Source organism: Allobosea sp. Leaf344, assembly GCF_001426225.1.
GTDB lineage: Bacteria > Pseudomonadota > Alphaproteobacteria > Rhizobiales > Beijerinckiaceae > Allobosea.
In genome coordinates this window covers 205,053-217,383 of the sequence record NZ_LMRT01000016.1, presented here as the reverse complement: position 1 = coordinate 217,383, position 12,331 = coordinate 205,053, and the positions used below count along the sequence as shown (strand labels likewise).

Annotated in this window: 13 protein-coding genes and 1 pseudogene; 8 read left to right on the top strand and 6 right to left on the bottom strand. The window is 67.9% G+C overall.

Features of this window, described 5'->3' with window-relative positions:
* Positions 1–57 precede the first annotated feature (57 nt).
* Positions 58–321 carry a BolA family protein gene (locus ASG72_RS19190; protein ID WP_082540495.1) on the top strand — a complete coding sequence of 88 codons (264 nt, stop codon included), beginning with the start codon at positions 58–60 and terminating at the stop codon, positions 319–321.
* Between the two features lie 21 nt (positions 322–342).
* On the opposite strand, the gene ASG72_RS19185 is transcribed toward ASG72_RS19190, so the two are convergent.
* The 4 genes from ASG72_RS19185 to ASG72_RS19170 all read right to left on the bottom strand — a co-directional run bounded on the left by ASG72_RS19185 (position 343) and on the right by ASG72_RS19170 (position 3,441).
* Positions 343–741, bottom strand: coding sequence for a type II toxin-antitoxin system VapC family toxin (locus tag ASG72_RS19185; RefSeq protein ID WP_056716044.1), 399 nt, complete (start codon positions 739–741; stop codon positions 343–345).
* Positions 742–747: 6 nt separating this feature from the next.
* Positions 748–981, bottom strand: a complete 234-nt coding sequence (locus tag ASG72_RS19180) for a type II toxin-antitoxin system PrlF family antitoxin (RefSeq protein WP_056716040.1) — start codon at positions 979–981, stop codon at positions 748–750.
* Positions 982–1,043: 62 nt separating this feature from the next.
* Positions 1,044–2,237: an MFS transporter gene (locus ASG72_RS19175; RefSeq protein WP_056716037.1), complete on the bottom strand. Its 1,194-nt coding sequence runs from the start codon at positions 2,235–2,237 to the stop codon at positions 1,044–1,046.
* A 34-nt stretch (positions 2,238–2,271) separates the two neighbouring features.
* Positions 2,272–3,441: an acetyl-CoA acetyltransferase gene (locus tag ASG72_RS19170; protein ID WP_056716034.1), complete on the bottom strand. Its 1,170-nt coding sequence runs from the start codon at positions 3,439–3,441 to the stop codon at positions 2,272–2,274.
* 210 nt (positions 3,442–3,651) lie between these two features.
* Between ASG72_RS19170 and ASG72_RS19165 the strand changes: the two genes are divergently transcribed.
* The 3 genes from ASG72_RS19165 (at position 3,652) to ASG72_RS19155 (ending at position 7,068) form a co-directional block, all read left to right on the top strand.
* Entirely contained in the window at positions 3,652–4,683 is a 1,032-nt protein-coding gene (locus tag ASG72_RS19165) for an amino acid ABC transporter substrate-binding protein (protein ID WP_056716031.1), read from the top strand.
* Positions 4,684–4,772: 89 nt separating this feature from the next.
* On the top strand, positions 4,773–5,945 hold the full coding sequence (locus tag ASG72_RS19160; protein ID WP_056716028.1) for an ABC transporter permease subunit: 1,173 nt from the start codon (positions 4,773–4,775) through the stop codon (positions 5,943–5,945).
* A 1-nt stretch (position 5,946) separates the two neighbouring features.
* Positions 5,947–7,068: an amino acid ABC transporter permease gene (locus tag ASG72_RS19155; protein WP_082540493.1), complete on the top strand. Its 1,122-nt coding sequence runs from the start codon at positions 5,947–5,949 to the stop codon at positions 7,066–7,068.
* Positions 7,069–7,083: 15 nt separating this feature from the next.
* Here ASG72_RS19155 and ASG72_RS19150 read toward each other — a convergent pair whose 3' ends face one another.
* A complete protein-coding gene (locus ASG72_RS19150) occupies positions 7,084–7,353 on the bottom strand; it encodes a hypothetical protein (RefSeq protein ID WP_056716568.1) in 270 nt (89 codons plus the stop codon).
* Between the two features lie 257 nt (positions 7,354–7,610).
* Here ASG72_RS19150 and groES point away from each other — a divergent pair, with 257 nt between their 5' ends.
* From groES to ASG72_RS21370, 3 genes and pseudogenes are all read left to right on the top strand, one after another.
* Entirely contained in the window at positions 7,611–7,925 is a 315-nt protein-coding gene (gene groES, locus ASG72_RS19145) for a co-chaperone GroES (protein ID WP_056716025.1), read from the top strand.
* 45 nt (positions 7,926–7,970) lie between these two features.
* Positions 7,971–9,116 (top strand): annotated as a pseudogene (gene groL / locus ASG72_RS19140) (chaperonin GroEL); the annotation flags it as partial.
* 1 nt (position 9,117) lies between these two features.
* Positions 9,118–9,553: TCP-1/cpn60 chaperonin family protein (locus tag ASG72_RS21370; RefSeq protein ID WP_280137764.1), on the top strand; the 436-nt coding region annotated here is incomplete at its 5' end.
* 58 nt (positions 9,554–9,611) lie between these two features.
* Here ASG72_RS21370 and ASG72_RS19135 read toward each other — a convergent pair.
* Positions 9,612–10,469: a DMT family transporter gene (locus ASG72_RS19135; RefSeq protein ID WP_244488888.1), complete on the bottom strand. Its 858-nt coding sequence runs from the start codon at positions 10,467–10,469 to the stop codon at positions 9,612–9,614.
* Positions 10,470–10,698: 229 nt separating this feature from the next.
* On the opposite strand from ASG72_RS19135, the gene ASG72_RS21435 reads away from it, so the two are divergent.
* On the top strand, positions 10,699–12,330 hold the full coding sequence (locus tag ASG72_RS21435; RefSeq protein ID WP_056716020.1) for a D-alanyl-D-alanine carboxypeptidase family protein: 1,632 nt from the start codon (positions 10,699–10,701) through the stop codon (positions 12,328–12,330).
* The last annotated feature ends 1 nt before the right edge of the window (position 12,331 follow it).

The window sequence follows — 12,331 nt, the reverse complement described above, 5'->3', positions numbered from 1 at the left end:
GCGGCGCCGAAGCATCGGAAGCAATGACCTCAGGACCTTGTCGCGATCATGACCGCAATGGCTGAACGGATCACGAAGAACCTCCGGCAGGCGCTCGCGCCGAGCCGGCTTGAGGTGATCGACGAATCCCACCAGCACCAGGGGCATGGCGGCTGGCGCGAGGGCGGCGAGACCCATTTCCGCGTCATCGTCGTTTCGGAAGCCTTTGCCGGCAAAAGCCGCCTGGACCGACACCGGCTCGTCAATGCCGCGCTGGTGCAGGAGCTGGCGGACCGTGTGCATGCCCTGGCCATCGTGGCCAAGGCGCCCGGCGAGGCGTGAGGCCCGGGCGAAGCCTCTCGCTCACGGCGTGATCAGCGCCACCTCCGGAAAATAGGTTCGGTAGCGCCGCGCATCGCGCGTCAGCAAGGGCAGGCCGGCGACCATCGCATGCGCCCCGATGAAGAAATCCGGCAGCACCCCGGTCTTGGTGCCGCCGATCGCGCGATAGCGGCGATAGCTCTTGCCGGCCTGGAACAGCGCCTGGCGCGGCATGGCGCTGTGAGCGACGCGAAAATCGGCGAGCATCTCGTCGAGTCGAGCAGGAGTATCGAAGCGCACCGAAAGCTCGGCATAGATGACGTCGTTTATGACGAGATCGCCCCGCTGCAAGCCGACAGCCAGTTGCCGCTCTGACCAGCGCGCCCAATCCGGATCGTCGGTGATCAGGTCGAGGAAGATGTTGGAGTCGACGAGGGGCATTGGCGGTCAGCCTTCCCCGCGCGTCATCTCCATGATCTCGTCGGTACTCATCCCCGGCCCCGCGATGCCGCGCCATTTCTCCAGCGGCCGCACCGGTTCGGTGGCGCCCGCCTTCAGCAGCACCACCCGGCCGTCGCTCTCGATCCGGAAATCGACCCGGCTGCCGGGCTTGAGCTTCAGCGTCTCCAGCACGTCCTGCGGCAGCGTGACCTGCCCTGCATCTGTGACCGTCGCGGACATGAGGTGGCACCCCGGCGAGTTCGTCCCGCAAGGTAATGCCTCGCCCGGCCAGCCGCAAGCGATCAGCCTGTCGCCCGCTCCGGCGTGAAGGCGTAGATCGCCACCGATCCGAGGAGCAGCACGACGAAGGCATAGTGCAGATTGGCGAAGGTCGTCGCCGCATCCACGCCCGCCGCCCGCTGCGCGCCGATGAACCAGCCGGAGCCCGACTGCACCAGCGCCGCGCCGGCGATGAACAGGAAGTTCACCGCCGTCATCCCCCGCCCGAGCAGATGGGCCGGGAAGAACACCCGCGCATGCGCCATCAGGATCGCATAGGTGAAACCGGCGGCACCGATCGCGGCGAAGACCAGCACGGCCACCAGCCAGGATTCGCCACCGGCCAGGCCGAGCAGCGCGAACAGGATGGCGGTCGCCACCGTGCCCCACAGCACCAGCGGCTTCACCCGCCCCACCCGCTTCTCGAGCCCGCCATAGATGAAGGCGCCCGCGACCATGGTCAGCGCCATGGCCGTGGCGGCATGGCCGGCCCAGACGGTGTCCAAGCCGTGCACCGCCTGCATATAGGGCGCGATCCACAGCCCCCGCGCCGTGGCGAGGATCGCGTAGCCGGTCAGGGTCAGCGGCGCGAGCAGCCAGAGCGGGCCGATGCGCCCGATGCTGGCCAGGCCCTGCAACAGGCCTTCCGCCTTGCCGGACGCGCTCTCCGCGCGCGGCGGATCGCGGATCAGCAGCCCCGCCATCAGCGTCGCGACGCCGAAGGCGCAGGCCATGGCGAACATCGAGGGCCGCCATCCGAAGCGCTCAGCCGCGATCGCCAGCGGCGCGGCGCCGACGAGGTTGCCGAGGGAGCCGAGCCCGATGAACACCGAGGTCAGAAAGGCGAAGCGCGCCGGCGCGGCGGTCCGCGCGAACAGGAACAGCGCCGACATGAAGATCGGCGAGCAGCCGATCCCGATCAGCGCCATGGCGACGATGCCGGACAAGGCGGTCGAGGCGCTGGCGAAGAGCACCGCCCCGACAGTGCCTATCGCCATCGCGGCGGTGACCGTGCGCCGCGGCCCGAGCCGGTCCAGCGCCCAGCCGATCGGAAACTGTGCCGAGGCGAAGGCGATGAACCAGGCCGCGCCGAGGAAGCCGAGCTCGCGCGGGCCGATGGCGAGGTCGGTCATCACCGGCCCCGCGATCACGCTCAGGAAGGAGCGGTAGAAGATCGACAGGAAATAGGCCGGCAGCAGCGCGAAGAAGATGATCACGTGACGCGCCAGTCCCGCGCCGCTCCCGCCGCTTTCACCGGATCCGCTCGAGCACCGAGACGTAATTGGCGACGGCCGCGCCGCCCATGTTGAAGATGCCGCCGAGCCGCGCATCGCGCAGCTGCATGCCCTCCGGCGCCTCGCCGACGAGCTGCATCGCGCTGAGCACATGCATCGACACGCCCGTGGCGCCGATCGGATGGCCCTTGGCCTTCAGCCCGCCGCTGACGTTCACCGGCAGCTTGCCGTCCTTGAGCGTCCAGCCTTCCTTGATCGCGCGGGCGCCGTCGCCTTCGCGCGTCAGCCCCATCGCCTCGTATTCCAGGAGCTCGGCGATGGTGAAGCAGTCATGCGTCTCGACGAAGGAGAGATCGTCGAGCGTCACCCCCGCCTTGGCCAGCGCCTGTTTCCAGGCGAGCGCGCAGCCCTCGAACTTCAGGATGTCGCGCTTCGACATCGGCAGAAATTCCTGCACATGCGCCATGCCGCGGAAGCCGACGGCGCGGCGCATGGTCATCGCGGTTTCTTCATCCGCCAGCACCAGCGCCGCCGCCCCGTCCGAGACCAGCGAGCAATCGGTGCGCTTCAGCGGCCCGGCGACATAGGGGTTCTTCTCGCTCTCCTCGCGGCAGAAGCTGAAGCCGAGATCCTTGCGCATCTGCGCATAGGGGTTGTCGACGCCGTTCTTGTGGTTCTTGGCGGCGATCATCGCCAAGGCGTCGGATTGATCGCCGTGGCGCTGGAAATAGGAGGCCGCGATCTGGCCGAAGACGCCGGCGAAACCGTTGGGGTTCTCGCCATCCTCCGCGAGATAGGACGCTTTCAACAGGAATTTGCCGATTTCCGCCGAAGGCGTCTTCGTCATCTGCTCGACGCCGACGACGAGCACGATCTTGGCGTCTCCCGCCCGGATCGCGCGCGCGCCCTGATGCACGGCGGCGGAGCCGGTGCCGCAGGCGTTCTCGACCCGCGTCGCGGGCTTGAAGCGCAGCGCCGGATCGGCCTGCAGCACCAGAGACGCAGTGAAATCCTGCGCGCTGAAGCCGGCATTGTAATGTCCGAGCACGATTTCATCGACCTGATCCGCCGTGATCCCGGCATCGACCAGCGCATCCGTGGTGACGCGCACGATCAGGCTCTCGATGGTTTCGGCGTCCTGTTTCCCGAAGGGCGTATGAGCCCAGCCGATGATCGCAGCGCACATCGCAATCTCTCCCGATCCCTGTGTCGACGTTTAATTGCGCTCGACGCGGGCGCCATGCAAGCGGCCAGAGATGCAATCCGGCCGTGCGCGGAAGGGGGGACCATGATGCGGACCGAAGGCGCCGCTTCTGCCGCTTGAAGTCGGTTCCAGCCGGAACTAGGCTCCTGCCCAACGCACCGGACGAGAGGGTGCGGGCCATGGGAGTATCTGATGAAGCAACTCAAGACCAAGATGGCGGCGCTCGCCCTTTGCGCGGCGGCGGGCGCGGTTTTCGCGGGACCGGCCTCGGCCCAGGCGACGCTGGAAGCCGTCAAGAACCGGGGCAAGGTGCTGTGCGGCGTGTCCCCCAGCTCGGCCGGCTATTCCTTTGCCGACGACAAGGGCGTGCGCAAGGGCTTCGACTCCGATGTCTGCCGCGCCATTTCCTCCGCGGTCTTCGGCTCGCCCGACAAGGTCGAGTTCGTTCCGCTCAACACCAATATCCGCTTCCAGGCGCTGCAATCCGGCGAGATCGACGTGTTGTCGCGCCAGACCACGCTGACCTTCTCGCGCGACAATTCGCTCGGCCTCGATTTCGGCCCGGTGGTCTTCTATGACGGTCAGGGCCTGATGGTCAGCTCGAAGCTCGGCGTGAAGAGCGCCAGCGAACTCTCCCAGGCGGCGATCTGCCTGCTGCCCGGCACGACGACGCTGCAGAACCTCGAGGATTTCTTCAAGCCGCGCGGGATCAAATATGAATCCGTCGTCTTCGAGGACAACAACGAATGGCGCAACGCCTTCTTCTCGGGCCGCTGCGACGTCATCACCTCGGACCGCTCCGACCTCGCCTCGGTCCGCGCCGTCGCCAATGACCCCGCGCAATTCGTCATCCTGCCGGAGACGATCTCGAAGGAGCCGCTGGCCCCGGTCGTCCGCCAGAACGACAGCAACTGGCGCGACATCGTCACCTGGTCGGTGCATGCCCTGGTCGCGGCCGAGGAATACGGCATCACCCAGGCCAATGTCGACGAGAAGGCGCAAAGCAAGGAGCCCGAGGTCCAGCGCATGCTGGGCGTCACCGGCGACCTCGGCAAGATGCTGAACCTCGACAACAAATGGGCCTACAACATCATCAAGCAGAACGGCAATTACGGCGAGCTGTTCGAGCGCAACCTCGGCGAAAAGACCAGGCTCGGCCTGTCTCGCGGGCCGAACCAGCTCTGGACCAAGGGCGGCCTGCTCTACGCCCCGCCTTTCCGGTGAGCCCCGCAGGCTCCTGATCCGGAGCCGATCCCGGAATCGGCTGGCGGCGCCCCGGCGCCGCCAGCGCCGCCCCCTGCCCGGACCCCCCGATGGCCAGCTCCACCTCCAGCCCCCTGCGGCTTCTCTACGACGTGCGCGTGCGCGCGGTGCTCTACCAGGTCGTCGCCGTGGCGCTGGTCATCGGCATCGGCCTCTATCTCTTCGGCAACGTCTCGCGGAAGCTGGCGGAGCAGAACATCGCCACCGGCTTCGCCTATCTCGACCGGCCGGCCGGCTTCGTCATCAGCCAGTCCTTCATCGCCTATGAATCCAGCGACACCTATGCGCGGGCGCTGCTCGTCGGCATCTTCAACACGATCTGGGTCTCGGTCTTCGCGGTCACGCTGTCGACCATCCTCGGGCTGATCGTCGGCATCGCCCGGCTGTCGCGCAACCCGATGCTGTCGCTGCTGGCGCTGCTCTATGTCGAGGCGCTGCGCAACGTGCCGCTGCTGCTCTATCTCTTCCTCTGGTATGCGCTGATCGTCGCGGTGTTTCCGCCGGCCCGCGAAGCCTGGCAGCCGCTGCCGGACGTCTATCTCAGCAATGGCGGGCTGATCGTGCCCTCGCTGCGCTGGTCGCAGGCGCATAGCGGCGTCCTGCTGGCGGTGCTCGCCGGCATCATCCTGGCCTTCGTTGTGGCCGGCATGCTGCGCCGCCGCCGCGTCGCCACCGGGCGCGACCAGGCGGCCTGGCCCTTCGTGCTGCTCGCGCTGCTTGCGCCGCCGCTGCTCGCCATGTTGCTGCTGCAGCCCGATCTCGTGGTGAACTGGCCGCAGAAGGGCCGTTTCCGCATCACCGGCGGCGTACAGGTGACGCCGGAATTCACCGCGCTGCTGATGGGCCTCAGTCTCTCGGCTTCGGCCGGCATCGCCGAGATCGTGCGCGCCGGCATCCTCTCCGTCGGCCGCGGCCAATGGGAGGCCGCGCGCGCCGTCGGCCTGCGCGATCGCCAGACCATGCGCCTCGTCGTGCTGCCGCAGGCGCTGCGCGTCATCGTGCCGCCGCTGACCAGCTCCTATCTGTCGACCTTCAAGAACTCCTCGCTGGCCATCGCCATCGGCTATCCCGACCTCGTCATGGTCTCCAACACCACCATGAACCAGACCGGCCAGGCGATCGAAGGGATCGCCATCTTCATGCTCGTCTATCTCGGCATGTCGATCACCATCTCGCTGTTCATGAACTGGTACAATGCGCGGGTCGCGCTGGTGGAGCGCTGAGATGGCCACCGTCGCGGAAATGGACACGCTCAACCTGGCGCGCGAGGCCATGGCCCCGCGCCGCCCGCGCGGCGTCTCGGCCTCGTTCAAGCGCTTCTTCGGCACGCCGCTGAACGCGCTGATCACCCTGGCCTGCCTCTGGCTGATCTACAGGCTCGTCACCAGCGCCTGGGGCTGGCTCGTCACCCGCGCGATCGTCGAGGGCGGCCCGCAGGCCTGCAAGGGCGGCTCCGGCGCGTGCTGGCCGTTCCTGGGCGCCAAGCTGCGCTTCATGATCTTCGGCTTCTACCCCTATGCCGAGCATTGGCGCCCGGCGCTGGCGCTGGCGCTGTTCCTCGGTGCCATCATCCTGTCGATGATGCCGCGCTTCTGGGGCCGCTGGCTGGTCTGGCTCTGGATCGCCGTGCCGCTGGCCTGCGGCGTGCTGATGTATGGCGGGGTGCTCGGCCTGCCGGTGGTGACGACGACGAATTGGGGCGGCCTGCCGCTCTCCTTCATGCTGTCCTTCGTCGGCCTGGCGCTGGGTTTCCCGCTCGGCGTCGTGCTGGCTTTGGCGCGCAGCTCGAAACTGCCGGCGATCCAGGTCATCGCGATCATCTTCATCGAGGTGATCCGCGGCGTCCCGCTGGTCTCGATCCTGTTCATGGCCTCGGTGATGCTGCCGCTGTTCATGCCGGACGGCGTCACGGTCGACAAGCTGCTGCGCGCCCAGGTCGCGATCATCATCTTCGCCGGCGCCTATATCGCGGAGACGGTGCGCGGTGGGCTGCAGGCTGTCCCGAAAGGCCAGCACGAGGCCGCCGCCGCGCTCGGGCTCGGCTATTGGCTGTCGATGCGCAAGATCATCCTGCCGCAGGCGCTGAAGATCGTGATCCCGCCGCTGGTCAACATCTTCATCGGCTTCTTCCAGGATACGACGCTGGTCACCATCATCGGCCTGCTCGATTTTCTCGACACCGTCCGGGCGTCTTTGCGCGATCCCGAATGGCAGGGCATCGCGGTGATCGAGGGCTATGTCTTCGCGGCCGTCGTCTATGCCGTGTTCAGCTACAGCATCGGCTCCTACAGCCGCTTCCTCGAACGCCGCCTCAAGACCGACCACGACCGAAGTCCGGGCCACTGAGGGCAAGCCGCACCGTCAGTGCAGGCTGAATTCGCGGTCGCGCAGCCTTACCTCCTGCGGGCCGATCAGTTCCTTGTGGCTGACCGTCACCCGAAACAGCTTCCCCTCCAGCGACTGCTCCCAGAACGAAAGGAAGCGGTTGAGCTCGGGAAAACCCGGCGCCAGATCATACTCCTGCCAGACATATTCCTGGAGGATCGAAGGGTGGTCCGGCAGCCGATACAGGATGCCGGCGGTGGTCAGGCCATAGCCCGCGATCTGGCGGGCGAAATCCGGGGAAGACATGTTTTCCTCCTGCACGATCAACCTCGCCGATCGCAGCGCAAATCCGCGTCCCTGGCAAGAGAAAAACGCGGATTGCCGAACGAGATCAGCATGTTAGCACTCTAGCAAAAAAACTGCTGCCAGCCTCTTGAACGTGAAAAACAGGCAAACCAAATCAGCGCGCGGGCGCGGCGCCTTGGGCCGTGCGGATCCTCGCCGTGCGGCTCGCACAGGGCCCGCCCGCTTGCTTGTGACACACAGGAAACCCGGAGGAACTCATGAAGTTTCGGCCACTGCATGATCGCGTCGTCGTGAAGCGCATCGACGCCGAGGAGAAGACCAAGGGCGGCATCATCATCCCCGACACGGCCAAGGAAAAGCCCCAGGAGGGCGAGGTGGTCGCCGTCGGTCCCGGCGCTCGCGACGAGGCCGGCAAGCTGATCGCGCTCGATGTGAAGGTCGGCGACCGCGTGCTCTTCGGCAAATGGTCGGGCACCGAAGTCAAGCTCGACGGCGAGGATCTCCTGATCATGAAGGAGAGCGACATCATGGGCGTCGTCGAGACGAGCGCCACCCTGAAGCGGGCTGCCTGAGCGGGGCCCGATAAACCCATACCTCAAGTCTAAGGAGTGAGGACGATGGCTGCAAAAGACGTGAAGTTTTCCCAGGACGCCCGCGAGCGCATGCTCCGCGGCGTCGACACCCTGGCCAATGCCGTGAAGGTGACGCTCGGCCCCAAGGGCCGCAACGTCGTGATCGAGAAATCCTTCGGCGCGCCGCGCATCACCAAGGACGGCGTCACCGTCGCCAAGGAGATCGAGCTTTCCGACAAGTTCGAGAATATGGGCGCGCAGATGGTGCGCGAGGTCGCTTCCAAGCAGAACGACGCCGCCGGTGACGGCACCACCACCGCGACCGTGCTCGCCCAGGCGATCGTCCGCGAAGGCTCCAAGGCCGTCGCCGCCGGCATGAACCCGATGGATCTGAAGCGCGGCATCGACCTCGCCGTCGACGCGGTGACGAAGTCGCTGGAGCAGCACAGCCGGAAGGTCACGAATTCCGAGGAGATCGCCCAGGTCGGCACCATTTCCGCCAATGGCGACGTCGCCATCGGCCGGATGATCGCGGAAGCGATGCAGCGGGTCGGCAATGAGGGTGTGATCACCGTCGAGGAAGCCAAGACCGCCGAGACCGAGCTCGACGTCGTCGAGGGCATGCAGTTCGACCGCGGCTATCTCTCGCCCTATTTCGTCACCAACTCCGAGAAGATGGTGGCGGAGCTGGAAGACCCTTACATCCTGATCCACGAGAAGAAGCTGTCCGGCCTGCAGGCCATGCTGCCGCTGCTCGAGGCGGTGGTGCAGACCGGCAAGCCGCTGCTGATCGTCGCCGAGGACGTGGAGGGCGAGGCGCTCGCCACCCTCGTCGTCAACAAGCTCCGCGGCGGGCTGAAGATCGCCGCCGTCAAGGCGCCGGGCTTCGGCGATCGCCGCAAGGCGATGCTCGAGGACATCGCCATCCTCACCGGCGGCACCGCGATCAGCGAGGATCTCGGCATCAAGCTCGAGAACGTCACCCTGCAGATGCTCGGCCGCGCCAAGAAGGTCCGCATCGAGAAGGAGAACACCACCATCGTCGATGGTGCCGGGCAGAAGACCGAGATCGAGGGCCGCGTCCAGCAGATCAAGGCGCAGATCGAGGAGACCACCTCGGATTACGACCGCGAGAAGCTGCAGGAGCGCCTCGCCAAGCTCGCCGGCGGCGTCGCGGTGATCCGCGTCGGCNCGACGCCCTGAACGCGACCCGCGCGGCCGTGGAAGAGGGCATCCTGCCGGGCGGCGGCGTCGCGCTGCTGCGTGCCGTCAGGGCGCTGGACGGGCTGGTCTTCGCCAATGACGACCAGAAGACCGGCATCGAGATCGTCCGCAAGGCGATCACCGCCCCCGCCCGCCAGATCGTCGACAATGCCGGCGACGACGGCGCCGTGGTCATCGGCAAGCTGCTCGAGCAGAGCGACTACGCCCAGGGTTACGACGCCCAGACCGGCGAGTATCGCGACATGGTCAAGGCCGGCATCATCGACCCGACCAAGGTCGTGCGCACCGCGATCCAGGACGCGGCCTCGGTCGCCGGCCTGCTGATCACCACCGAGGCGATGATCGCCGAGCTGCCGAAGAAGGACGCGGCTCCCGCCATGCCGGCCGGCGGCATGGATTACTGAGCCGGGATCTCTCCCCTCGAGCCGGAGCGCCGCGGGCAACCGCGGCGCTTTTTTTGGGCTAGATCGCGACCACCAGCAGCGCGCCGACACCGAGCACGATCATCGCCATACCCAGCCATTCCCGCGGGCTGGTGCCTTCCGAGAACAGCCGCCGCGAGGCGATCTGCGCCAGCGGCACCTCGATCAGCGCCAAGGTGCGGACATTGGCCGCGCTCGTCAGCGAGAAGCCGAGGAACCAGCATTGCGAGGCCGCCGCGCCGAGGAAGCCGGCGAATAGCGAGCGCCGCCAATTGGCGAGGCTCATCAGCAGCGCCTTGCGATTGGCGGCCAGCATGTAGACGGTGAGCAGCGCGCTCTGCAGCGCCAGCCCCAGCGCCAGGATGGTGGTGGCGCGGATGAAGAAGCCGCCCTCGGGCAGGGCCTGGATGCCGCCGCGAAACCCGATCGCCGACAGGGCGAAACAGGCCCCGGCGCCGATGCCGAGCAGCGTCGGCCGCACGCCCGCCGCGCTCAGCCTTTCCCCCGGCTTCCAGGACACCACCACGACGCCCGCCGTCGCCACCAGGATCGCGGCGAACTTCGCCAGGCTGAGCGCGTCGCCGAGCAGGATGGCCCCGAAGATCGCGACCTGCACCGGTTCGGTCTTGGTATAGGCGGTGGTGACCGCGAAGGAGCGCTCGCGCATCGCCGCCAGCATCAGCGCCGTCGCGGCGATCTGCGTGATCGCGCCCCAGGCCGTGAAGCCGAAGGCCTCGAGCCCGATGGCCGGGGGCGATCGGCCCGCGACGGCACAGACGATCCCCAGGAAGAGCAGCGCGAATGGCAGGCCGAAGAGGAACCGGACCTGCGTCGCGCCGACGACGCCGATGATCTCCGTCAGCGAGCGCTGCGTCAGGTTGCGCGCGGTCTGCAGCATGGCCGCCGCGATGGTGGCGGGGATCCAGAGGAGGGTGAGGCTCAAGCGGACGGTCCTGATGCGGGAAGACATTGCTTCTGGACCCGCCGCCGCGACTAGGCAAATCGCTGGGATCCGGGTAGCTATGCAGGAACGGGCGGCAATTGCGGGGTTGGTCTCGAAATCGCCGCATGCGTCGCGTTGAACCCCGAGCCTCACATCCTCGCCAAGACAGGTTCAGTCCCGCCCGATGATCGTCTCCCGCTCCTGCTTCGCTCTGGCCCTCGGGCTCGCTTTCGCCGCCCCCGCCTCGGCCGGGACCAGCATCGTGGTCGACGCCGCCAGCGGCGAGGTCCTCTCCAGCGAGAATCCGACGCAGGCCTGGCATCCGGCCTCGACCACCAAGATGATGACCGCCTATCTCGCGCTGAAAGCGGTGCGGGAGCGGCGCCTCGGCCTGCAGACCGCGATCCCGGCCTCGAAGCGCGCCGCCAGCCAGCCCCGCGTCAAGGTCTATATCCGGGCCGGGCAGGAGGTGACGCTCGACAACGCGCTGCGCATCATGATGGTGAAATCCGCCAATGACATCGCCTATGTCATCGCGGAAGGGGTCGGCGGCGATGTCGAGAGCTTCGTGTCGATGATGAACGCCGAGGCCCAGCGCCTCGGCATGCGCGACACCGTCTTCACCAATCCAAATGGCTGGCACGACCCGGCCCAGCAGACCAGCGCACGGGACCTCGCCATCCTGGCCCTGGCGCTGATGCGCGATTTCCCGGATTATTCCGACTATTGGAACACCCAGGCGGTGCAGCTCGGCAAGCAGGTGCTGCAGAACACCAACGGGCTCGTCGGCCGCTATCCCGGCGTCAGCGGCATGAAGACCGGCTTCGTCTGCGCCTCGGGCTTCAACGTCGTCGCCACCGCGACGCGCGGTGGGCGGACCCTGATCGCAGTCGTGCTCGGCTCGCTGTCCGGCGCCGAGCGCACGGTCAAGGCGGCGCAATTGCTGGATGAGGGCTTCGGCCGCTGGAGCGGTGGCGGCTACGCCGTCGCCTCGCTCTCGCCGAGCGGCACGCGGGCCGTCAGCATCTGCGACGATGTCCGCCGCAAGGGCGGCGGCGCCGCGCTCGCCGACGACGCCGACATCGCCGGGCCTTTGTCCGGCCAGCTCGTCGCGGTCGGCGGCAATGCCGACGGCATCAATGACCGCTTCGGCGCGGCCGCGCCGCAGGCCAGCCAGACCAGCAGCCTGCTCACCCGCGCCCCCTCCGGCAGGATCGTGCTGGGGCCGCGCGCACAGGCGACGCCGGTCCCGGTCGCTTTCGGCCGCACCTCGGGCTCGGCCAGCGCCCCCTTGGCGGCGAATGTGGTGAAGGACCCGGCGAGCCAGATCGCCCGTGGCGAAGCCAGCACCATCGCGCCCTCCGCGCCCGTGGCGGCCGGCGTCGCCGGTGTCGCCAATGCGCGGCGCGCCGCGGCGAGCGCCGGCGGCATCCCCGCCGCCACCAGCGCCTTCGCGCCGGCCGGCGTGCCGACGCAGCCGGCTGCGGACGCCTTCCGATCGGGGCCGCTGCAATTGTCCGGCTCCGTCCAGCCGGGCACCGCGACGCCGTCGAGCCTGCGCCCCGGCGCGGCCGCCGGCATCAGGCCCGCCGCCAAACCGGCGGCCAGGCCGCCGCTGGTCAAGCCGAAAAACACGGCGTCCAAGGCAGCGGAGTCGAAGCCCGCCGCGGGCAAGCCGGCCGCGGGCAAGGCGGCGACCGCCAAGCCCCCGGCACCCCAGGCCAAGGCCTCGACGGAAGCCGCGGCACGGTCGCTGCCGCCCGCCCGCCCGAAACCTGCGGCGAAGCCCAAGCCCAAGACCGACGACGGCGCCTGAG